This window comes from Niallia sp. FSL R7-0271 (assembly GCF_038005785.1).
Lineage (GTDB): Bacteria > Bacillota > Bacilli > Bacillales > Cytobacillaceae > Niallia.
The window spans coordinates 1,038,988-1,060,135 of sequence record NZ_JBBOTZ010000002.1 but is presented as its reverse complement, the minus strand read 5'-3'; the positions used below and the strand labels follow the sequence as shown (position 1 = coordinate 1,060,135).

Sequence of the window (21,148 nt, the reverse complement as noted above, 5' to 3'; positions counted from 1 at the left end):
TTCTTATGGAAGAGGTTAGATATTTATATTTAGTTTTGTATTATAAATAATTATTATATAGCAGGAGAGCATGAAATGATGGATTTAGCAAAAAATCAACATTGGCAATTTTCACCGATTCCTAATATTGAGGAGTCCAATTTTAATAAAATTCTAGAACGTTTTTATAATATGAAAGTGAAGGGACTTGTACGGGAAAATATACAAAATTCCATGGATGGACGACTCCATGAAACGGCAGAACCAGTAACAGTCGTCATTAAAATGGGGAAACTAAAAAGAGATGATATACCAGGGATTGAAGAGGTTGTTAAACGCATAGAGAGTTTAAAGGGACGCAATAGTTATACGAAAGAAGCTATTGAACATATGCGTAAAAAAATGTTGCAGGATGAAGTGGCGTACATATCTTTTGAAGATCTCAATACACGTGGGCTAAAAGGAGCGAAAAATGGCCAAAGTGATTCGAAAGAAGATACTTGGTCTATTTATGCCTACAACAAAGGGGTTCACTCAGAGGAAGAGGATGAGGCTCTTGAAACGGCGCGCGGCGGTTCCCATGGTGTTGGAAAAATAGCCTCTAATGCATCTTCCGATTTAAATATCATGTATTTTGCTAACTGTGATGCAGAGGGGAATCAGCATCTCGGCGGAACAGTGCAATTGATCGAACATAATTATGAAGATCAATGTTATCGATCTTCAGGATATTTTACTAAAATCCAATCACTTAGTTCTACTAAAACAAAGTTCTATCCGTTTGAAAATACATTTCATTCTGCTTTTGAGAAAAAATCAAGGGGATTAAAAATTATTATCCCGTTTCTTCGAGATGAGTATAATGACGAAAAAGAAGTTATCCGAAGTGTATGTGAAAGCTTTTTTGTTTCTATTTTGCAAAAAAAACTGGAAGTAGTGATCAACAATAAAAAGATAACTCATAAGACCATTTGTAATTATGTAGAAAACGCAGAATACTATGTACAGGAAATGTCGGAAATGAAGCATGAGTTCACTCCTCTTTATGTTAGGACATATTCAGAGGAAACACCGAAAACTATAAGTGTTTCTGATGGGGTAAGAGATTATGAATTTGCTTTGTATTTCCGCTATGACGAATCCATTCCTAAAGGTAGAGTTGCAATCGTAAGAACAATTGGAATGAAAATAGAAGATAAAAAAATTACGGGACATGTAAATAAACCATTCAACGCTGTATTGATTGGCGGACCTGCAGAGGATGGATACTTAAAATCATTGGAAAACGAATCTCATACAGAGCTTTCTCATGAACATATAAAGGACCCGATTTTAAAAAAACAAGCCAAGAAGTTCATTAACAATCTTTCCAAAAAAGTAGCTGCTGTTGTAGAAGAAGCAATGAGACAGAAGAATCCAACGGACGGCTTAATGAATACAAAGGATATCTTATATACTGTTGAAAATGAGTTTAAGCAAGAATTAGCAGGTACTTCAGAAACAGTAATGATTAATAAAGGAAAATCAGTATTAAAGATGACTGATACAGTCCCTAAAAAGAAAAGAAAAGCGAAAACTAAAGGAAATGGGGAAGAAAAACCTAAAGATCCTAAACCTGTAAGGAAGGTTAAACCTAGAAATCCTGTATCTGAAGAAGATGATCAAAATAAAGCAAAAGAAAGATATATTACTCAGCCTGGAATAGTTAAAAGAATCGTTGTAGGAAATAGAGAGATGATCCAATTTAACTTTAAGGACAGCAAAGAAATAAATAAGGAACCTTCCTGTAATATCTCCCTCTCTGTAATTGATGGCATGGGTGTGGAATATCCGGATGAGTTTAAAGTAAAGGGAAATTACCAGAGAGTTATTGATACTGCAACGGGAAGAGAATGTTCCGTGAAAGACAATGTAATTCAAAATGTTACGATCAGGGATGGATTGGCCCAAATGCAGTTAGAACTGAATAGCAACTTTAATAAAGCACTGAAATTTATTTATTACGTCGAGGTGTAACATCATGATATATAAAAAAGACGTTAACTTTCCCTATCCATTGTTAACAAACACATCCACCAGCTATGACAGCAGCGACTTCATTTTTGAAGTCGAGTTGCAGGAGAATGCCCGCAGCTATCATTTTATAATAAACTATGAAATAAGCTCAGATTTTATTACTAGATTGCTAGTTAGGGGACAAGCGCAACTTGTCTTAGTAATACAGTCTAAAGACAATAAGTTTTATAAACTGTTGCCGACTCAAAAAAGTGTTGAAATTGCTAAATCGCGCATTTCTTTAAGTAAACGAACTACTTTACAGTTGCATCTTCTATCAAAGGAAGAGATCAGCTTTGCTGAAAATGGCGACCTAAATGAGTTTTATAATCTTTTTAGAGACGAAATAGTGGTACCAAAGAACTCTATTCTTGGCTTCTCTAATATAGTTGTATTTGAAGGAAGTCTGGCAAAACCATTAGATCTATTTGAGAAAAAACTTGACCCTGAGTTGCGCAGTGATATAAAGATAGAGCTTGGAAGTGAAACAATCATTATTCACTACAAACATGAAAACCTTCAGTTCAATGATTTGCCAATGAGCAATAGATTAAATAATCCTTTCATTTATATGGGACTACAGAAGGCGCTTCATCGTTTCATCGTAATCCATGGTGAAGGGGAAGAATTTGTAGATTTACAGGAGATCGATGTTCCAAGCGATGAGCTCGATTTAAAACTGTACAATTTGATGAAAAAAAAGGCAATACAGGAATTAAGTATTGATACAATAGACGAAGTTATTTATGCCATTTCAGATCGAATTATGGAAAGATATATGAATGCAGTCAGGGGGCTAAGTGTAAGTGGAAGTTAAGCTACTAAAAAAAGGCTACAAAAAAAACGAACAATTTTACGATGATTTTATAAATGATCAGCTCAAATATAAAGATGAATACTTCTCAGGAGAGGTCGTCGAAATTAATGAAGCTCCCGATTTTCCTATTTATATGGGAAAGGGAAGTGAAGAAGAGAAAAGGCTGCTGTTTTTAGAAGCCTTTAAGGTGTTGTCTTGCTCCTATTTACATACGGATAGAGACCTGCATTTCGATGAACTTTTCTGGCATTCACTCCTAGTAACAGAAAAAAGGGAGTACTTACTAGAAAATTATCCGCAGATAACAAGCAATATAAAAGAATTTAATAATATCGTCCTTAAGAAATTTGATTGGGAAAGTTATATTTATAAATGCGTACTTGGTGCTCAATATATTAACGATATAGTATCTAGTGAAGCAGAGCGTTTAAGGTACTATGAATTGTTGGTTAATAACCTGGATGTATATAACTATATTATCAAATATGAAATTTTCAGAAATGATAGCTTCCTTATAAATATTTTGGATATTATTGATGAAATGGATCTCTCTAAGGTGATGAAAGCAAAAATTACTGGTCGAGATGATTTGGGGAAAGACGAAAGGGTAGGAAGACGGGTTATTTTTGAGTTTAATAAGAGTTACCCGATTGTAATGGCACCAATGATGGAGAAAGAGGAACTGAAAGAGGTATTTTTGGAGTATTTAAGTTTGTATTATGAAGTTTCACAATTGTATGAGTTAGTTTAACAAAGAGAAGGGCTGTAGATAGTCCTTTTTATAACCTTCCCTTTAATTATTAGTTTTTTTTATAGCAAAAGTCTGATAAAGCTGCTCGATCTCATTGCAGTTTTGAAAGTAGGGAACTAGTCGTTACTTTCTTGGATAGGACGGAAAAAATTGATGTAATGGAGAATAATAAGAATAGTTATGGCTGATTTGAATATATGTTCAAATTTTCCTGTTCTTGTTTATGAGAATAAATATTAATTTATTTAATTCCTGATAATATTGTAATAAATATGGTTATCTTAAAATGTTATTGTGTTGCTAAAAAATAGTTTGAGATGATTCATTTGGCTATAAGCAATATTGATGTGAAAATTAAAAACACTGCAGTTCTTAAAGGATAGTAGAAATTTACATTTCTGTTCCTTTCACTTTTGGGAAATGCTCATATCTGTCAGAAATACGCATGAAAGAATAATTACTGTGTTATTGTTACCCAAACTCTTATTGTATTTATTTGGAAGGGTTGATTAAACCGATGGCTAATAAGTTTGCAAATCAAATGATTGAAATTGACTATATCGAAACTGACATTGATTTTGAAGAAGTGGAAGGTCTCTTAACAAAACAGTTAGACGACAGCTTTACAGATTTAGAACTACTGGAAAACGAAAGAAAATTAATAGCAGATCCTGATTCTTTAGGAAAAGTAGTATTGGATGAAGTATGGAAACAGTTTGGTAATCAAATTGGACTCGACATGACAAATGAATCATTAGTTCAAAAGTATGATCGAGAGCATCCTGAGCAATATAAGGATATTGCTGGTTCGGTACTACAAGATCAACAATACAAAGATGCCAATAAGGTAATGAAGGAACAACAAAAAGCAGGAACTTTAAAGGATGAATATACAGGAAAAAACTTCAAGCGTAACGAAAATGCTAATTTAGATCATGTAGTATCTAGAAAAGAATTATTTGAAAATCAAAGGAGAAAGCAAGCCAATTTAAGTGTAGCTGACCTTGCCAACAAAGAAGAAAATCTAAAGGCGACTAACGAATCTTTAAATAAAAGCAAAGGTGCAAAGAGCAACAAAGAATATGTAGAAAAACGCGAGCTTAGAGAAAAAGATCTTATTAAACAAAACGAAAGAGCAAATAAAAAAATCGATGAATCAAACATATCAGATGTAGATAAACGACTACAAAAAGAAGAAAATAATAAACGATTAAAGAATAAGCTTGCTGCTGATGCTGAACTAATGATCCAAGCTGAAAAAGAAGCTAGAAAAGCAATAGATAAAGATATTACAATTAATGCAACAAAAGAAGTTGGCAAAAAAGCAGGAAAAGATGCCTTAAAGGCAATGGCTGTTTCGGCATTCTTTACGTTGTTGAAAGAAATTATGAACGGCTTAATCCGTTTTTTTAAGGTGGGATCTAAGTCGTTTAATGGATTCTTATCTGAGATGCGTGTATCGTTAAAATCGTTCTTTTCCAAAATTAGTAGTTTTTTTAAAACGGGAGCATCTACATTAATTGGTACAATTATATCTGAAATCTTCGGTCCTATTGTAAGTGTATTTAAGAAATTGGCAAGTGTAATTAAACAAGGTGTATCTTCTCTTATTGATGCAGTTAATTATCTTCGTGATAAGAAGAATAAGGACAAACCGTTTTCAGTAAAGGTAGCACAAGTCGGAAAAATCATAACTGTTGGATTAGTGGGTGGCAGTGCGCTTTTTTTAGGGGAAGTTATTGAAAAATTTTTACTAACTGTTCCTGGAATGCAAATTGAGATCCCTCTAATGGGTTCTCTTGCTAATTTGATTGGCTTATTTCTTTCAAGTTTAGTATCTGGATTAGTTGGTGCCATCGTGTTAAATCTTATTGATAAGTTTATCGCCAAAAAGGTAAAAGAAGTAAAGGACCAACAAATTATCGAAAAGAAAAATGGGATTATGAACCTTCAACAAGTACAAAGTTTTGTAGCTGAAAATCGTGTAGCAGCATTGAAAGAAAATGTTATAAACGAAATTTCAGATAATCACGCCTTGGCGAAGGACTTAATGCAACAATCGCTTAATAAGATATTTGATGATAATTATGCTAGTGGTTCTAAAAACAAGAACACTATTACTGAAAATCAGAGAGAATTAATTCAAATGCAAAAAGATTTAGAAGATTTACTTTAAAGGTGATGAACTATGACAAAAGTAATGACGAAAGAGGAATCCTCAATTAATGAACAGACGATAAATATGACTACTAGAGGTGAGGGTTTCAATAAAAAGAAAAATGAGTTAAAAACATTCAGTAAGAAACTGCCTAAAGAAGCAGAATTACCTAGTGTCCCAGTTACGGGAGGATTATTTGGGTGGTTTAATTATGATGTGACGGGTAGTGACTTAAACCGGCTTATTGAAAGTATTCAAGATAAAATGATTGAGCAGAATAAAGTTCTTGTTAGAACGATTCAAGAGTTTAATACGATTTACGATACTTTTTCTGCATTAGATAAAGAGTACATTCAGGGAATTTTAGTCTCATTAAAAGCAGCTGAAGAAGCAAATGCAAAAGCTTTAAAGGGAATAGAAGGCGTTGAGGTAAATCAAAATGAAATCAAACAAATGGTCAATCAACAGAAACAGGTAATTCAGGTTCTACAAAACTTTAAAGAAAAGATTGATAGAATTGAACACTTAACAGAAGTGGATACAATTTTTGCTATCTATTCAACATTGCAAGAGCATGTTACAGCAATCGAAGCAAAGATAGAAGAACAAGATCAGACATTAGCTAAATTAACGGATGAAACAAAATCATTGTTATCATCACAGACAGATTTTCAAGATCATCTGAATCAACTAAAAGAAAACCATGTTACGCAATTTCAAACAGTGGAACAACTGGTATCGCATCAAAATCATAATATATCTAAAATCGAAGCAATTAATACAGAAAACAAGGCTGATATCGAAACTCTCAATAAAGAAGTTGCTAATCAGGGAGAGAAACTCTGTGATTTAAAACAATTATTTCATGATGATATTCTGAAACTATCTGAAAAAATCGTTCGAAACCATTCACAGTTTGAGGCTAAACTCGATGCAACAACTAACGATGTCAGTAAAAACAAGATAGAGCTTAAAAATGCTAAGAAGGAACTCAACGTTAGAATCGAGCAACAAGCTGATACTATTTCTTCAAATTTTAAATCTGAATTGTTAAAGGCAAAAGATGAAATAACAGAGCTTAATCTGTTGACAGTAAACTTATCAAAAGGGTTGAAGACTACTAGAATTTTTTCATTTGCTAGTATTATAATAACATGTGTTTTTATGCTATTGATTATAAGTGGGGTGCTATGATGATTTCAGAGCATTTCAAACGCCACCTGATAAAAGAAGCGAAACAGTTAGACGTTGCTTTAGGACAAGCATTTGAATTGGGAAAATTAGCTCAAGAAATAACTGACGAACAAATTGATAAAGCTGCTTTAGAGTTCATTAAAAACCTTGGTATCTTAACGAAGAAACAATCTTTACCCAAAATGGAGCAAAAACAAGAAAAAGTTATTGAAACATTATATAAATATCTAGGAGCATTAAAGATTGATGGTCTTCTTCAAGATTTAAAAGAGTCTTCAAATGAGTCACTAGCTGCGTTACTTAACCAATTAGACGAACTAGTTGGCCTGGAAGATGTAAAGCAACAAGTCCGTGACTTGATTGACTTTAATCAAATACAACAATTACGAGCGAAAAATGGATTGAAGAAGTCTAACAAAACGATGCATATGGCATTCCTGGGTAATCCCGGTACAGCTAAAACGTCAGTGGCTCGTATTGTTGGGAGGATGTATAAAGCGATCGGTTTACTAAGTAAAGGACACTTTATTGAAGCAAGTAGGACTGATTTAATTGCGGAGTATCAAGGACAAACGGCTATCAAGGTAAAAAGGTTAATTAATCGTGCGAAAGGTGGAGTCCTATTTATTGATGAAGCGTATAGTCTAACTGAGAATGATCACAGCGATAGTTATGGGAGAGAAAGTCTTACTGAGCTAACAAAAGCTCTAGAAGATTATCGAAATGATCTCGTTGTAATTGTAGCTGGATATCCAAATTTAATGGAGCAGTTTTTTGATTCCAACCCAGGATTAAAATCAAGATTCAATACTTTTATTTCATTTAATGATTATTCACTAGATGAGCTAGTTCGAATATTCATTTACACCTGCAAACAAAATGACTATATTGCCGAAAAGCAAGCTATTGAAAAAGTCTGCAATTGGTTGCAAACGAAATTAAATGAAAGAGATGATCACTTTTCGAATGGTCGTCTTGTTAGGAATCTGTTTGATGATATAACGCTGAATCAGTCGAAGAGGCTGTCTAAGTTGAAAGGGAACATTGTTAAAGAATCGTTAATGATAATTACTAAAGATGATGTTCCTCAAGTTGATGGATTTGTTTCCATTGAGCAATAAATTAACTATCGAAAACTATACAGCCCCCCTCCGTAATAGGAGGGGGAATGAAATTAATTATTATCAGAATCAGAATCGGCCCAAGATAAATTCGAGTTACATCCTCTTGTCCATGGCCTAATTATTCTGCTACTAGCTTACGAGATGTTTTACACGAAAAACCTTTACTAATAAATTCTCGATTTCTTACTCGGGAAAAAGAGTGGCGGAGGCCTTGGTATGTTAGTTTAGTTTGTAAGATGTGATCATACTAATTACTATGTAATTGGCATTGTACCGGGTCAATCTGCTCTGTAAACTTAGACGAATATTGATAATCCAATTTTGAATACTTTTCTTAACTTGCATATGACTACGTCCATGGTAAACAAAAATCTTTTTATAAGATGCTTTTTTTTAAAATGTTAGAGATTATCATTTTAGCTTCAGAATCGAGTGAATATCTCTTAATATTTCGTTCTTAGTATTTCTCAAGGATAAAAATATTTGAGCTAAACCTTCTTTAAGCTGAGTTCTAGTCAAAGCGGTACATTCTTCTAATCGCACAACAATATCATGCAAGCTTAAGAGATCATACAACATCAATTCAATTTATTAAAAGTGCTAGATAAATAACAGCATTATTCTCTTTTCAAGCCCAAGCAAGATCTATTTGCTTTTTCACTCGCTTTTCAACACACAACAAATAATTTTCTGACCCTAAAGGTAATTGTAATATACGGTTTTAAGGGATGAAGAATATAATCTAAGTTACGAGCTTAACCTACGAATTAATAATAAAATTAAATTTTGGTTCTCCATTTTCGTCATAGAAGGTTTCAAAATGAGTTAGAATGGTATTGAATAATCTCTTTTCAAATTCTTCATTTACTGTATAGAAACTTACAAAATTAAAACTTCTTTACTTTTATTTCTATCAATCATATGTTCTACCTCCTCATATTATTGGAGGTTTTCCGCCTCAATAATTCTAGAGGAGATTTTTTAATTCTACGTTTTTACTTTTCTTATCAAGGTCATCTCTAAATTTCGGGATATGTTCTTTTTATTGTCGTGTTTTAAAATGCTTCACCTTCTAAGCTGTAAATTTGAGTTAATAAACTCCATAAAAGAAGAATAATTCAATGCTAAGGAGGTGTCGAATTGGTCAATTCTACGATTGTAATTTGGCAAAGGAACAAAGACAATAACAGAAGCTTTCCTGAATGGGCATTGAGATGTTTGATGTAAAGATAGGTGGCAGTGAAGGCGTTCGCTGTGGGACATAGGCAGTATTCACCAGAATCACTCTTCCACAGGGATCATCGAGTGGATATTTTTTTGTGATTTTAATCCAATATTACTAAAAAAAATTAATATTAATAAATATGGAGAGCTAAACATCTAGAAAACTGTATAAATAAAATAATAAATGAGTAAAACAGGATGTTTGAGACAAATTTATAACTTTCGACTGGCAACATGGAGGCCTTAACTCAAATCATAAGCCATACTAATAGGGTGTACCGATGTTTGAAACGTGTCATGGTAAAGCCTTGTTTTAGAGTTATACTTTCGGGCTTAACTTTTAAATAGTGGAATATCTTTCCTATTTGTGGATGTATTTCAAGGCATGCAAATTTTTTAATGCGTTTAAAGCTATATAAAGTACAAGGATTTTCATTGCACGTCGTCACCTAATGCCTTCAAATAATAGGCGTTTAAAGTTTCAAATCTATCAGTTAATTCAGTGTTAGCCTGTTCTAAATAATCAGAACTGTTTTAATTCGTATATTACGGTTGGTTGTAGAACTTTTTGAGTCATCAATCTCACTAGTATGTATCGTTTGTACAGTAGTAGCATTGACTAAAATACAATAAATTCCCATCACTATAATGTTTATATTGATAAAGCTCAATATTCTGTTTAATTTGTTATACAGGATGCTTGTCATACACTTAGTAAGACCACCTGCTATACAAAGTAAACGAGGGTTACTCCATTCTATTGCATCATGCTTAAAAGATTGACCAATCATAACCTCATATCGATACAAGCCGATAAAGCAGATTATATTCATACCCAGAAACGATACAGCCAATCGACCCCGGATGAATTACTTGAGAGAGTGAGATGAGGTGAACTTTCATGACCAATAATCAAGCTCCTGAAATCCTACTGACCATTCACGAAGACTACCCATCCTACGAAATTACGGAACTGGAAATGAAAAACTCGTACGGTCGTGCAAAACATGGATCTTGTAGGTGTTTTAATACGATTAATCGAATACATCCTGTTGTACCCGTGGCCTCCAACGGTTGCGGATATTGCAGCCTACCCTAGCTAGAAAAATGCGATCTTTGAAGAAGACAATCGAGTATGGAAGCTCGTCTCCGAGGACCCTCCAACCGAAGAACAAATCCAAGAGTTTCAAAATGCATTTTCAGCAATTATTTGCATCGGGATCGACGATGAGTGAGCAGCTTCATACGCAGAATAAGCCGTGCTCAGAGCCATACTTATAGACTCTGAATTGATCAAGGAGTGTCGCTTACAAACGAGCGCTTCTCCGAAACTTGCTTCCAACTCATATTCCAAGCAATGCGAACGCTAGAGCAATTAGACACACCACCTGATCTGGTTGCGATGGCTGGCGTGACATCTCAGGGCAATTCCCTTGAACGAGTAAGTGGATTGACATTTAATCTGATGTTATGAATGCCGTCGCTTCAACAAGTAACTTTAAGCACTACGAAGAACTAACCTTTGAAGCATACAGAAAACGAAAAGGTGATCAAAGTAACCGATTATTCCACTACGAGGCCAATGATGAAACATTCTCAGGTCTCATTACCGAACAACAACAAATCCTAAAACTAACGATCAAAAAACAACAACTTACCCAAAAAGAGATACTTATCGACGTTTTGAATTCCATGCATGCCCCGACAGATGACATGCAGACCTAGTGGCATTTATTGACCTTGTCAAAATGACCAGAGGCTGGCACCTCATAATCGTTGCAGCAAGGCCTTTTGTTGGGGAAATAGTGTTCGCCTTGCACATGGGTGCTGTGAATTGTCGCAAAGGAGATATCACCACATTCTTTTCACTGGAAATGGCGGACAAACAACTGGCAATGAGGTGGATTAATTCAGAAGGCGAATTGAAGGAATGAAGTGGAAGAAACCCGACACGACTCTTTTTCGAAATGGACTATTGCCAAGCTACTCATGCTATTATAGACATTTAAGTGGTATTGAAAACCCTAGTTTAAAAGTTACTGAGATACGCGCGACAATCAGTGAGATCAAGCGCGTATATCCCGGTGAGCCACCTCATCTACATTGACTATCTTCAGATCATCCAACCAACTAGCAAACGTGATGATAATCCCCAACAGGAGGTAACCGAGTCTCTCGGTCTTTAAAGGCAAATGCGAGAAAACTCTATGTCCCTATTATTGCACTCTCTCAGCTTTCGAGGAAGGTGAGTCTAGACAAGTGAAACGACCGATGATGTCGAACATCCGAGAGTATTGAGTAGGATGCGGATATTGTTGTGTTTTTGTACATGAATTGAAGGATACTTATGAGAAGGGGAATTCAAAGCGTCAAATGGAGGATTGATGGATAAGGGAGAGTGGATTGAAGAAATCTGCAGATTTGCTATAAGTTCACTTTAAAATGACTTTTGAACTAATATTCGTACTAATATTATAAATAAAGGGCAATATTGAAACAATCATGTTCTTGAAATCAATTAGCGTAAGTATCCCTATACCAAACACGTTGAGTGCGTAGCGATGATAGAGTTAAAATAGCTTGGCAACAGTGATTTTGTTACCATTAATTGAATAATGTAGTTTGCTTTATGTTCCCTCAGACTATTGGTCTGGGGGACTTTTTTGAGCCTAGGTGGTCTACATTTACAAGTAGGATTAGCTATTTGGCGCAAGAGGAACCTTTTTGCAGAAGAGTGAAATGTAAATATGGTTTTTGTAGAATAGTTTCTGCAGAGTTTTGTCAATCGATAATATGAAATATAAAAATATTTCATATTATCGATTGACAAAACAAATACGAAATGTTTTAATGTGTAATATAGAAATATTTCAAAAAATATATTTGCGATTTGGAGATGGGTTATTTGGAAAAAAGAAAATTAAAGGAGTTCGTAACATTCGTTCCAGGTATAAATCCAACAAGGGCGCAAAAACAGTTTGGAAAGCAATTTATAAATTATTATGACCAACCGTCTTTTGAAGCTGATTATAATAATGAGGAAGTATTTGTTGAAGATGGGGCAAAATCTAAATCTTTATCTCAAAATAACCCATCGTTAAATGAAAGCGATGTTGTTATCAGTAACTCATTACAGCTTGCAACAATGGTCGGTAAAAATAATGTTGGTAAAGTGTTGTCTCTCAACTTCACAAAAATAGAGTTTGATAGCGAACAACTTGATAAGAGATATTTTCTTTTCTTGTTTAATGCTTACAAAGATGTAAGGCGACAAAAAGAAAGGGAGTTACAGGGGAGTGGCCCTGTTCTAAGAATTCCACTTCGTGCACTTGGGGAAATTATCGTTCCCGTTGTTCCTCTTGAGGAACAGAAGAAAATAGGTGCTATTTACGTAGAAACATTGAAGTTGCAAAGTAAGTTAAACAAATACGCAGACTTGATTGAGCAGTTTACGAGCTCAATAATAGAAGAAACCTTAAAGGGGAAATAATCAAATGAAAAGTCAATCGGAATTAGCATTTGAAAATGAAGTCACCGATTATTTGACCAAAATCGGTGGAGTAAAACAATGGGAATACAAAAAAGAAATCAAAACAACCGAACAACTCTGGGATAACTTTAAAGTGATCCTAGAACAAAATAATCGTGCTCGTTTAGATGAATCATTGTCTGTTACCGAATTTAACCAGGTAAAGAAAATCATCACTAGTATTGAGTCACCTTACCAGGCCGGACAATTTTTGTATGGTGTGAACGGTGTTTCTGAAATTGAAGTTGACCTTGACAATGGCAAGCACGTGTTTTTGACAGTATTCGACCAAGCCCAAGTTGGCGGTGGAAACACTGTTTATCAAGTGGTAAATCAAATTAAACGGCCTAAAGTAATTGATGGTAAGCCAAATCGTCGATTTGACGTGACTTTGCTTATTAATGGTTTGCCAATTATTCAAATCGAATTAAAGAAAGCACTTCACAGTACTACAGAATCCTTGAATCAGATGGAACAGTATATTGCTGAAAAACAATTTAGTGGTATCTTTTCAACCTTACAGATTCTAATCGCGATGACGCCGTATGATATTCGTTACATGGCAAATACCCCACTCCAAAGCTTTAACCGAGCTTTTGCTTTCAACTGGCAAAACGAAAATGATGCTCGCCCTATTCGTTCATGGAAGACGTTTGCGGATAAAGTGTTGTCCATTCCAATGGCTCATGATTTGGCGACACGCTACATGGTACTTGATGGAACAAAAAACAAAGAAAGTATCAAAGTCATGCGTCCTTATCAAGTCTATGCTACAAAGCGTGTACTTGATAAAGTTAGAAAGTTTGACTTCAAATATGATGATGGTAAATTGGGATACATTTGGCACACAACAGGCTCAGGTAAAACAATCACAAGTTTTAAGACAGCGTGGCTTGCAAGCCGTCTATCAAATGTAGATAAAGTTGTCTTCTTGGTTGACCGAATCGCGCTTACCAATCAAACAGCTGATGCCTATAAGGCCTATGATCCTGTTGCGGGTTTTGAAGGGAAAACTGGTGTGGTAGGTGACACAGCCAACATCTCTGACCTTCATAGCAAACTAACGAAGAAAAGCGATAAGAACATCATTGTGACAAGTATCCAAAAGATGTCGCGTTATGTAGCAAGGGACAGCTTCAAGCCACTTAATGAAAGAATTATTTTTATTGTTGATGAAGCCCACCGTTCAACTGGTGACGGTACTGAAAATGAAGGTATGCTCGAAACAATCCGAAAAGCTATTCCTAATTCTGCTTGGGTTGGTTATACCGGTACACCAAAATTCCCTGAAACACGAGAAATCTTTGGTGAACTACTACATGCATATACCATTAAAGAAGCTATTGCGGATAAAAACGTCTTAGGGTTTAACGTCGAATTCAAGGAAACGATCGAGGCTCCCGAAGATCCTACTGAAGATGATATCGATGATAATGTTCGTGGTAGTGTTTACGACTATAGTCCAGAACATGTGAACTTAGTAGTTAAAGACATCTTCGATAACTGGAAGAAACGTTCAAATGACCGTAAGTATAATGCCTTGTTTACAGTCCACGTTGGTGGTAATAAAGCAAGTACACCAAGAGCGATGGAATACTTCGATAAGTTTGCAGAAGAGAATGCGAATCGCCCAGAAGATAAACGACTAAAAGTTGCGGTGAGTTTCTCGGCAGATACATCCAATAGTATTCATCAACTGAAAACGAACGAAAACTTGCACAGAGCTATCAAAGCCTATAACGCGATGTTTGGCACAGCTTTTGATATGACGACAGTTAAAGCCTACACAGAAGACTTAGCACGACGTTTGAACAAGACAGCTGATGATGGTAACTATTTAGATTTGGTAATCGTTGTTGATCAACTTTTGACCGGTTTTGATGCTCCTGAGATGAATACGCTCTATATTGATCGAACGCTAAAGGGTGGGAACTTAATTCAGGCGTACTCACGTACAAACAGAATGCATAATTTTGTTGATAAGCCTTGGGGAAATGTCGTCAATTATCGTTGGCCGGAGCAAAACGAGTATGAAATGAATAAGGCTTTTGCTATCTATTCAAATCGTGCATCTGCCGAAGAACAGCTTTCACTTGAAGAATTGAAGAAAGGTAACGAAGAGTCTGGTATCACTTCCAAACCATTTAGCAAGGTTCAAGCTGAAATGCAAGAAGTCATCAAGAAGCTATCAACGCTCACAGACGATTTTGTACAATTACCACCAAGTGAAAAAGCACAGGATGAAGTCTTTGAGAATCTGAAAGAGTATAATCGCTTGTTGAGTCAGTTGAAACAATATACCGAAGATGATGACAAAAATCCTATTTCCGCCTATGATAATCCTGAAGAGTTCTTTGAACGTCTAGGTATTACTGAAGAGCAGGAAGTCATTTTAACAACTGTAATCGCCGGTGAGTTGAAAGAACGACGTGCAAAGCGAGAAGACATTGATATTTCGCAAGTCAATCTCTCTATGGTTCATATTCACGATGTTACCATCAACTATGATTATTTGATTGATTTGATTGCCCGGATGGCTGATGAAGTTCACGCGAACGAAATGTCGAAAGCGGAAAGTACACGTAATGAAATCCATCTTGAGATCGCCAAGTCTGACAATGACAAAGAAAAATCTAAGATGCGTAACTTTGTATCTAAGATTTTCTCAAAAGAGTTTGAATTTGATAGTTATCCAGCACCTCGAAGTGTTGAAAAAATGAACCAAGCAATGGATAAAGCACAAAATGAATCGAATATCCAACTTGTAACGAACTTCATCCGTACTTGGGGACTTGATAATAGCATAAAGCCTAAGGAACTTGAAAAGTTGATTAAAAAACATCGTTTAGGTCAAGAGGATATGGATAAACAAGGTGAGTTAACAGCAATCATGAATGACGCAAGGGCAGATTATAAAGAAATTGCCGTTGAGAAGATTGCAGCATTAACCTGGGTACGATATCGCATTGAATTCCGTAAGGCATTTTACGAAATGGCCGACGAAATTAAGAAGGGAGAATAGTCAAGTGATAAAATTATGCAGACTACAAAAGGAGATCAGACATGAATTTATACACAGAACGCCATGGATTAAGAAAACCAGTTGCACGTACTAGTAAAATTTCAATAGAAGTTTATACTTTACTATTAAATATATGCCAGAAATACTATAAAAATCTAACTCATATCTTTAAGCTACAGCAGCATTGTTCTTTTGTGGGCCAGGATTATATTGAATTTAACCCTAGTCAATTTGAAAATAGAATGGCAATAAAAATTCCTGATATTCTCAGGGATGAGTATGGTCATATAGCTGCCCCACAAGATAATGATGATTATGATCAATATTCATTAATTGACCTTATAGAGTATATTGCTCAAAATATAAAGGATATTTCTGAAGGATGGAATAATGATCGTTACAAAAATTATTGGTATATTCATTGTTTGGATACAACAAATGTTTTCGATGATTATCGAAATGACATAAACGAAATATTTCAAGAGTCTGGGGTGTTGTTTACATTAACCCGCGGAAAACTTATTGAGCGTATAGTAGAAAACACCCCGCTTTCACCTGAAATAGAGACACAAGTACAGGAAATTACTGAATATGGGACAAGAGAATTGATGAAAGATGCATTGCATTATACAAAACACCAAATCCAGCAGCTCGCCAAGATTCAGTTGAGAAAATATGGGACGCCCTTGAGCGCCTGAAAACTTACTATATTAATCTTGACAAACGTGGCTCTGCAAACAAAGTGGTAAATGATATGAGCAATGGAAAGTCAGAATTTATTACAATTTTTGATGCTGAATTTAGGGCACTAACGGACATTGGTAATAGTTTTAGAATCCGTCATCATGAGACAAATAAAATTGATATTACAGATAATCGTCACTATGATTACTTCTTTAACCGCTGCTTGTCGTTAATTGCTTTAGCGATTCAATATTTAAAATAAAAGGAGATTAGAAATGAGTGATAAAATAACAAATTCACCCCAAATCAGATTTGCAGGATTTACTGATACTTGGGAACAACGTAAGGCTGAGGAGATATTTAAAACTGTTTCTGACAAAGGACATCCAGAATTACCAGTCTTATCTGCTTCACAACAGTTAGGAATGGTTAGACGTGATGAAAATGGAATTGACATACAGTACGATAAAAAGAGTGTGGTAAATTACAAGCGTGTGTTACCGAAACAGTTTGTAATTCACTTAAGGTCATTTCAAGGTGGCTTTGCTCATTCAAATCTAGAAGGTATAACATCTCCAGCCTATACGATAATAGATTTTAAATCTGAAAATAATCATTCCGATTTATTTTGGAATGAAATTTTCACCTCGAAAAAGTTTATTAAAAACCTAGAAACTGTTACTTATGGAATAAGGGATGGACGAAGTATTAGCTTTAATGATTTCAAAACTTTGTTGTTTACTCTACCTAGTTACAAAGAACAAGAGCAAATAGCTGGATTCTTCAACGATCTCAACAACCTTATCACACTTCATCAGCGAGAGTTGGAATTGTTGAAGGATACGAAAAAAAGTCTACTTCAAAAAATGTTTCCGAAAGATGGAGCCAATGTTCCTGAAATTCGCTTTGAAGGATTCACTGCTGCTTGGGAACAGCGTAAGTTGGGGGAGTCTGTAAACTTTTTGAACGGAAGAGCCTATAAACAAACAGAATTATTAGATTCAGGAAAATATAGAGTGCTAAGAGTTGGTAATTTTAACACTAATGATAGATGGTATTTTTCAGACTTAGAGTTAGAAGAAAATAAATATGCAAACAATGGTGATTTATTATACTTATGGGCTACAAATTTTGGACCTGAAATTTGGAGAGGAGAAAAAGTCGTTTATCATTATCATATTTGGAAATTAGATATTATGAGTAATAACTTAGATAAGCAGTACTTATATACTTGGTTAGAAAATGATAAAGAACGAATTAAACAAAATACAAATGGGACAACAATGGTACATGTTACTAAAGGAAATATGGAAGATCGAGAGTTTCAAGTTCCAGTTAATCTTGAAGAACAACAAAAAATTGGAGCATTCTTCAAACAAATAGACGAAACTATCACCCTTCATCAGCGTGAGTTAAATTTGCTTAAAAATTTGAAGAAATCACTGTTTCAAAAAATGTTTATATAAGAAAAGGAGATTACACAAATGAGCAATGCAACAGCTATTACATCAAAGCTATGGGAAATGGCTAACAAACTGCGTGGGACAATGGATGCAAGTGAGTACAAGAACTATATTTTGCCATTTATGTTCTATCGCTACTTATCAGAAAATCAAGATGAATACTTGAAAGTCAATGATCTGGAAGAGTTCTACGAAGTGACAGATGACACTGAAAAAGAAGATTACCTTGAAGAAATCAGTAAAGGTATCGGATATGCGATTGACCCAGCCTACACTTGGGACAAAATCGTATCAAAAATTGAAAATCACAAAATCAAAGCTAGTGACTTCCAAGACATGTTTGACTCTTTCAATACAAATGCCAAACGTAACGAAGTCGCAGAAGCTGATTTTGCTAACGTATTCTCAGATGTTAACCTTGGGGACACACGTCTAGGTTCAAGTACAAACGAACGTGCAAAGGCTTTGAATGATATCGTTTTGATGATTAACGAGTTTACTTTCAAAGACGATTCAGGCCGTGACATTTTGGGTGACGTTTACGAGTATTTGATTGGGCAATTTGCTGCCAATGCGGGTAAAAAGGGCGGGGAATTTTATACACCTCATGAAGTTAGTCAAATCCTAGCAAAAATTGTCACGAATGATGCAGATGGTACTGGCGGTCAATTCCGTGTTTATGACCCTACAATGGGATCAGGTTCACTTCTTTTAACAGTCCAAAAAGAATTACCAAATGGTGATGAAGAAGGAAGCGTTGAGTTTTACGGGCAAGAGTTGAATACTACGACTTATAACTTAGCTCGCATGAACTTGATGATGCATGGGGTAAATTATCGCAATATGGAGTTGAAACGCGCAGACACACTTGATGCTGACTGGCCATTTGCTGAAAAAGATGGCACACAAATTCCTTTGAAATTCGACGCTGTCGTATCAAATCCCCCGTATTCCCATAAATGGGATACAAAAGACGTTGATCGAGAAAAAGATACACGTTTCAAGGGTTATGGTGTAGCACCTGCATCTAAGGCAGATTATGCTTTTATTCTTCACGGACTTTATCACTTAGATAAAGCAGGAACAATGGCTATCGTGTTGCCGCATGGGGTACTCTTCCGAGGTGCCTCTGAAGGTAAAATCCGCAAAAATATCATAGACAATAATCTATTAGATACTGTTATTGGACTGCCAGCTAACTTGTTCTATGGCACAAGCATCCCAACCTGTGTGCTGGTATTTAAAGGTCGTGAAGCTCGCAAGAGTAAAGATATTTTGTTTATCGATGCTTCAAATGAGTTTAAAAAGGGAAAGAACCAAAACAAACTCTCTCCTGAAAACATCGACAAAATTATTGAAACTTACAGTAACCGTAAAGACGTTGAGAAATATGCTCATGTGGCATCTTTGGATGAAATCAAAGAAAATGATTACAACTTGAACATTCCACGTTATGTGGACAGGTTTGAAGAAGAAGAAGTTATTCCACTTTCACAAGTGGCTCAAGAGTTGACAGAAGTAAAAGCAGATATTACGAATTCATATGACAAATTGTTTGAGCTTTTGAACGAGTTGAATGGGACAACCGATGAGGCGAAAGAAGAACTGAGCAAATTTATCAGTCTCTTAGGTAAATAATAGTGTTAGAAAAGAGCTAAGGATTTATTAAAGTGTACCCTTTGTAAAGGACATTTTATAAAAAGTCTATGCTGCTGTAAGAAGATGATCTCTGTATTGAACAGGGGTCATCTTTTTTAAGTTCCATTGGTATCTATAGTAATTGTAATAAATCATATATTGTTTGATTTCCTTTTTTACTTCATCTAAACTTGTACATGTTTTAATAGAGGCTTCATCTTTAAGATGGCCAAAGAATAATTCTTGGGGGGCATTATCCCAACAGTTTCCTCGTCTTGACATAGATTGGCGTAACCCTAATTTTTTTACTGCTTTTTGAAAGATAGGACTTGTATAATGAACACCTTGATCGGAATGAATGAAAGCATCTTTTGCACACGTAAAGTTTCTGTTCTTCTTTAACTTCTTGAGAGTGACTGTTGCCAATTCCAAGGTCATTCTATCCGATACATGATAGGCTAGAATTTCACCAGTTGAACTGTCCTTAACTGCTGATAAATAGGCTCTTAGCCCTTTGCCGAAGGAAAGGTATGTGATATCAGTCAGAAGCACTTTCACTGGAATTCTTTGCTTAAATTGTCTATTTAAAAGGTTTGGTACAACACGGTGTTCCATTGTAGCTTTCATCATTTGTCTATAAGGATTTGCCTTTCTAATCGGACAAATAATATCGTATTTCTTCATAATTCTTCGTATACGTTTTAAATTATAGACAACTTTAAATTGACCCGCCAAAGTCATTTTAATTTGGCGTGCCCCTTTCTTACGATTCTTGAAATGAAATGCTTTTAAGATGATTGCCTTCACTTCTTCATCCTGTTCATCTTTTCTCTTTCTTTGTTCGTGTGACTTTTGAGAAAAGTAATTATAGTAGCCACTTCTTGATACACCTGAGATATCACATAAATAACTCACCATATGCTTCAATTGGTATTTTTCAATTACCGAATGTATGAGGCGATATTTTTGGAAAGGAGGGAGAACTACTTTTTCATCCTCCTTTCTGCCAAACGAATCTTTTTTAATAGTTCGTTTTCTGCCTTTAATAAATTATTTTGAGCTTCTAGTCTTGCGTATTTCTCTTCCATGCTAAGTTCTCTTTCACTAGGTCTTCCTGAATTCTCGTTTCTGGTATCTAACCCAGATACCCCATTTTCACGATAGTTAGCACGCCATCTCTTTCCCGAAGAACTAACTCGAGGCATACCAATAATATCTATATCGAACCTGCATTCCTCAAATATTACCCTTGGTAGCTTACCTTTTTCGTTTTCTGCGATAAAAATATGTTTAAAGTCTTCCGTATAAGTGATTCCTTTTGCACTTACAGATTTAACGTACTTATTAGCTGATAGTAGTTTTATCTCTTTCTCTGTAAAAATCCTATTACTCATAAAAAATCTCCAGTCCCATGTTGTTTTTTCTCTAGTTGTGTTTCTTTATTATACAAAAAAGCACCCTATAGGTAGACTTTTTTTAGTGTCTGAACTGCACCCTGTCAAGTAGACAG

At 35.2% G+C, this 21,148-nt stretch carries 16 protein-coding genes and 1 pseudogene; 16 read left to right on the top strand and 1 reads right to left on the bottom strand.

Annotation, left to right across the window (positions count from 1 at the left end; genetic code table 11):
* The first annotated feature begins 75 nt into the window (after positions 1-75).
* The 16 genes and pseudogenes from MKX82_RS25320 to MKX82_RS25255 all read left to right on the top strand — a co-directional run bounded on the left by MKX82_RS25320 (position 76) and on the right by MKX82_RS25255 (position 19,638).
* Positions 76-1,995, top strand: a complete 1,920-nt coding sequence (locus MKX82_RS25320) for a hypothetical protein (RefSeq protein WP_341081014.1) — start codon at positions 76-78, stop codon at positions 1,993-1,995.
* A 4-nt stretch (positions 1,996-1,999) separates the two neighbouring features.
* Complete coding sequence (locus MKX82_RS25315; protein ID WP_341081013.1) at positions 2,000-2,851, top strand: hypothetical protein; 852 nt, start codon at positions 2,000-2,002, stop codon at positions 2,849-2,851.
* On the top strand, positions 2,841-3,602 hold the full coding sequence (locus tag MKX82_RS25310) for a hypothetical protein (protein WP_341081009.1): 762 nt from the start codon (positions 2,841-2,843) through the stop codon (positions 3,600-3,602). Before MKX82_RS25315 ends, MKX82_RS25310 begins: the two co-directional genes overlap by 11 nt.
* 517 nt (positions 3,603-4,119) lie before the next feature.
* Complete coding sequence (locus tag MKX82_RS25305) at positions 4,120-5,778, top strand: hypothetical protein (RefSeq protein ID WP_341081007.1); 1,659 nt, start codon at positions 4,120-4,122, stop codon at positions 5,776-5,778.
* Between the two features lie 12 nt (positions 5,779-5,790).
* Entirely contained in the window at positions 5,791-6,954 is a 1,164-nt protein-coding gene (locus MKX82_RS25300) for a hypothetical protein (protein ID WP_341081005.1), read from the top strand.
* Positions 6,951-8,075: an AAA family ATPase gene (locus tag MKX82_RS25295; protein WP_341081002.1), complete on the top strand. Its 1,125-nt coding sequence runs from the start codon at positions 6,951-6,953 to the stop codon at positions 8,073-8,075. The genes MKX82_RS25300 and MKX82_RS25295 overlap by 4 nt, the downstream gene beginning before the upstream one ends.
* A 2,527-nt stretch (positions 8,076-10,602) precedes the next feature.
* The gene (locus MKX82_RS30490) at positions 10,603-10,776 is read left to right on the top strand and encodes a DnaB-like helicase N-terminal domain-containing protein (RefSeq protein WP_445738857.1); all 174 of its coding nucleotides are present in this window, start codon (positions 10,603-10,605) and stop codon (positions 10,774-10,776) included.
* The gene (locus MKX82_RS25290) at positions 10,773-11,027 is read left to right on the top strand and encodes a hypothetical protein (RefSeq protein ID WP_341081000.1); all 255 of its coding nucleotides are present in this window, start codon (positions 10,773-10,775) and stop codon (positions 11,025-11,027) included. The genes MKX82_RS30490 and MKX82_RS25290 overlap by 4 nt, the downstream gene beginning before the upstream one ends.
* Complete coding sequence (locus MKX82_RS25285) at positions 11,027-11,236, top strand: DnaB-like helicase C-terminal domain-containing protein (RefSeq protein ID WP_341080999.1); 210 nt, start codon at positions 11,027-11,029, stop codon at positions 11,234-11,236. The genes MKX82_RS25290 and MKX82_RS25285 overlap by 1 nt, the downstream gene beginning before the upstream one ends.
* A gap of 245 nt (positions 11,237-11,481) precedes the next feature.
* A pseudogene (locus MKX82_RS30485) lies at positions 11,482-11,565 on the top strand (hypothetical protein); the annotation flags it as partial.
* 642 nt (positions 11,566-12,207) lie between these two features.
* Positions 12,208-12,792 (top strand): restriction endonuclease subunit S, encoded by a 585-nt coding sequence (locus MKX82_RS25280; RefSeq protein WP_341080997.1) that lies wholly within the window; start codon positions 12,208-12,210, stop codon positions 12,790-12,792.
* Between the two features lie 4 nt (positions 12,793-12,796).
* Positions 12,797-15,853, top strand: a complete 3,057-nt coding sequence (locus tag MKX82_RS25275) for a type I restriction endonuclease subunit R (protein ID WP_341080993.1) — start codon at positions 12,797-12,799, stop codon at positions 15,851-15,853.
* A 41-nt stretch (positions 15,854-15,894) separates the two neighbouring features.
* A complete protein-coding gene (locus tag MKX82_RS25270) occupies positions 15,895-16,551 on the top strand; it encodes an AbiJ-NTD4 domain-containing protein (protein WP_341080991.1) in 657 nt (218 codons plus the stop codon).
* A 56-nt stretch (positions 16,552-16,607) separates the two neighbouring features.
* The gene (locus MKX82_RS25265; RefSeq protein ID WP_341080989.1) at positions 16,608-16,799 is read left to right on the top strand and encodes a hypothetical protein; all 192 of its coding nucleotides are present in this window, start codon (positions 16,608-16,610) and stop codon (positions 16,797-16,799) included.
* 13 nt (positions 16,800-16,812) lie between these two features.
* Positions 16,813-18,003 (top strand): restriction endonuclease subunit S, encoded by a 1,191-nt coding sequence (locus MKX82_RS25260; protein ID WP_341080988.1) that lies wholly within the window; start codon positions 16,813-16,815, stop codon positions 18,001-18,003.
* Positions 18,004-18,021: 18 nt separating this feature from the next.
* On the top strand, positions 18,022-19,638 hold the full coding sequence (locus MKX82_RS25255; protein ID WP_341080986.1) for a type I restriction-modification system subunit M: 1,617 nt from the start codon (positions 18,022-18,024) through the stop codon (positions 19,636-19,638).
* Between the two features lie 66 nt (positions 19,639-19,704).
* Here MKX82_RS25255 and MKX82_RS25250 read toward each other — a convergent pair.
* Positions 19,705-21,032 (bottom strand): IS3 family transposase gene (locus MKX82_RS25250; RefSeq protein WP_341080983.1). Its coding sequence is split into 2 segments (ribosomal slippage): positions 19,705-20,648 and positions 20,648-21,032, totalling 1,329 coding nucleotides; the frame shifts between segments, so codons are not numbered across the junction.
* Between the last annotated feature and the right edge of the window lie 116 nt (positions 21,033-21,148).

Excerpts from the sequence above, each read along its gene's own strand:
- MKX82_RS25320 (WP_341081014.1), top strand. The coding sequence starts at position 76 with ATGATGGATTTAGCAAAAAATCAACATTGGCAATTTTCACCGATTCCT.
- MKX82_RS25315 (WP_341081013.1), top strand. The coding sequence starts at position 2,000 with ATGATATATAAAAAAGACGTTAACTTTCCCTATCCATTGTTAACAAAC.
- MKX82_RS25305 (WP_341081007.1), top strand. The coding sequence starts at position 4,120 with ATGGCTAATAAGTTTGCAAATCAAATGATTGAAATTGACTATATCGAA.
- MKX82_RS25300 (WP_341081005.1), top strand. The coding sequence starts at position 5,791 with ATGACAAAAGTAATGACGAAAGAGGAATCCTCAATTAATGAACAGACG.
- MKX82_RS25295 (WP_341081002.1), top strand. The coding sequence starts at position 6,951 with ATGATGATTTCAGAGCATTTCAAACGCCACCTGATAAAAGAAGCGAAA.
- MKX82_RS25290 (WP_341081000.1), top strand. The coding sequence starts at position 10,773 with ATGAATGCCGTCGCTTCAACAAGTAACTTTAAGCACTACGAAGAACTA.
- MKX82_RS25275 (WP_341080993.1), top strand. The coding sequence starts at position 12,797 with ATGAAAAGTCAATCGGAATTAGCATTTGAAAATGAAGTCACCGATTAT.
- MKX82_RS25270 (WP_341080991.1), top strand. The coding sequence starts at position 15,895 with ATGAATTTATACACAGAACGCCATGGATTAAGAAAACCAGTTGCACGT.
- MKX82_RS25265 (WP_341080989.1), top strand. The coding sequence starts at position 16,608 with ATGAGCAATGGAAAGTCAGAATTTATTACAATTTTTGATGCTGAATTT.
- MKX82_RS25260 (WP_341080988.1), top strand. The coding sequence starts at position 16,813 with ATGAGTGATAAAATAACAAATTCACCCCAAATCAGATTTGCAGGATTT.
- MKX82_RS25255 (WP_341080986.1), top strand. The coding sequence starts at position 18,022 with ATGAGCAATGCAACAGCTATTACATCAAAGCTATGGGAAATGGCTAAC.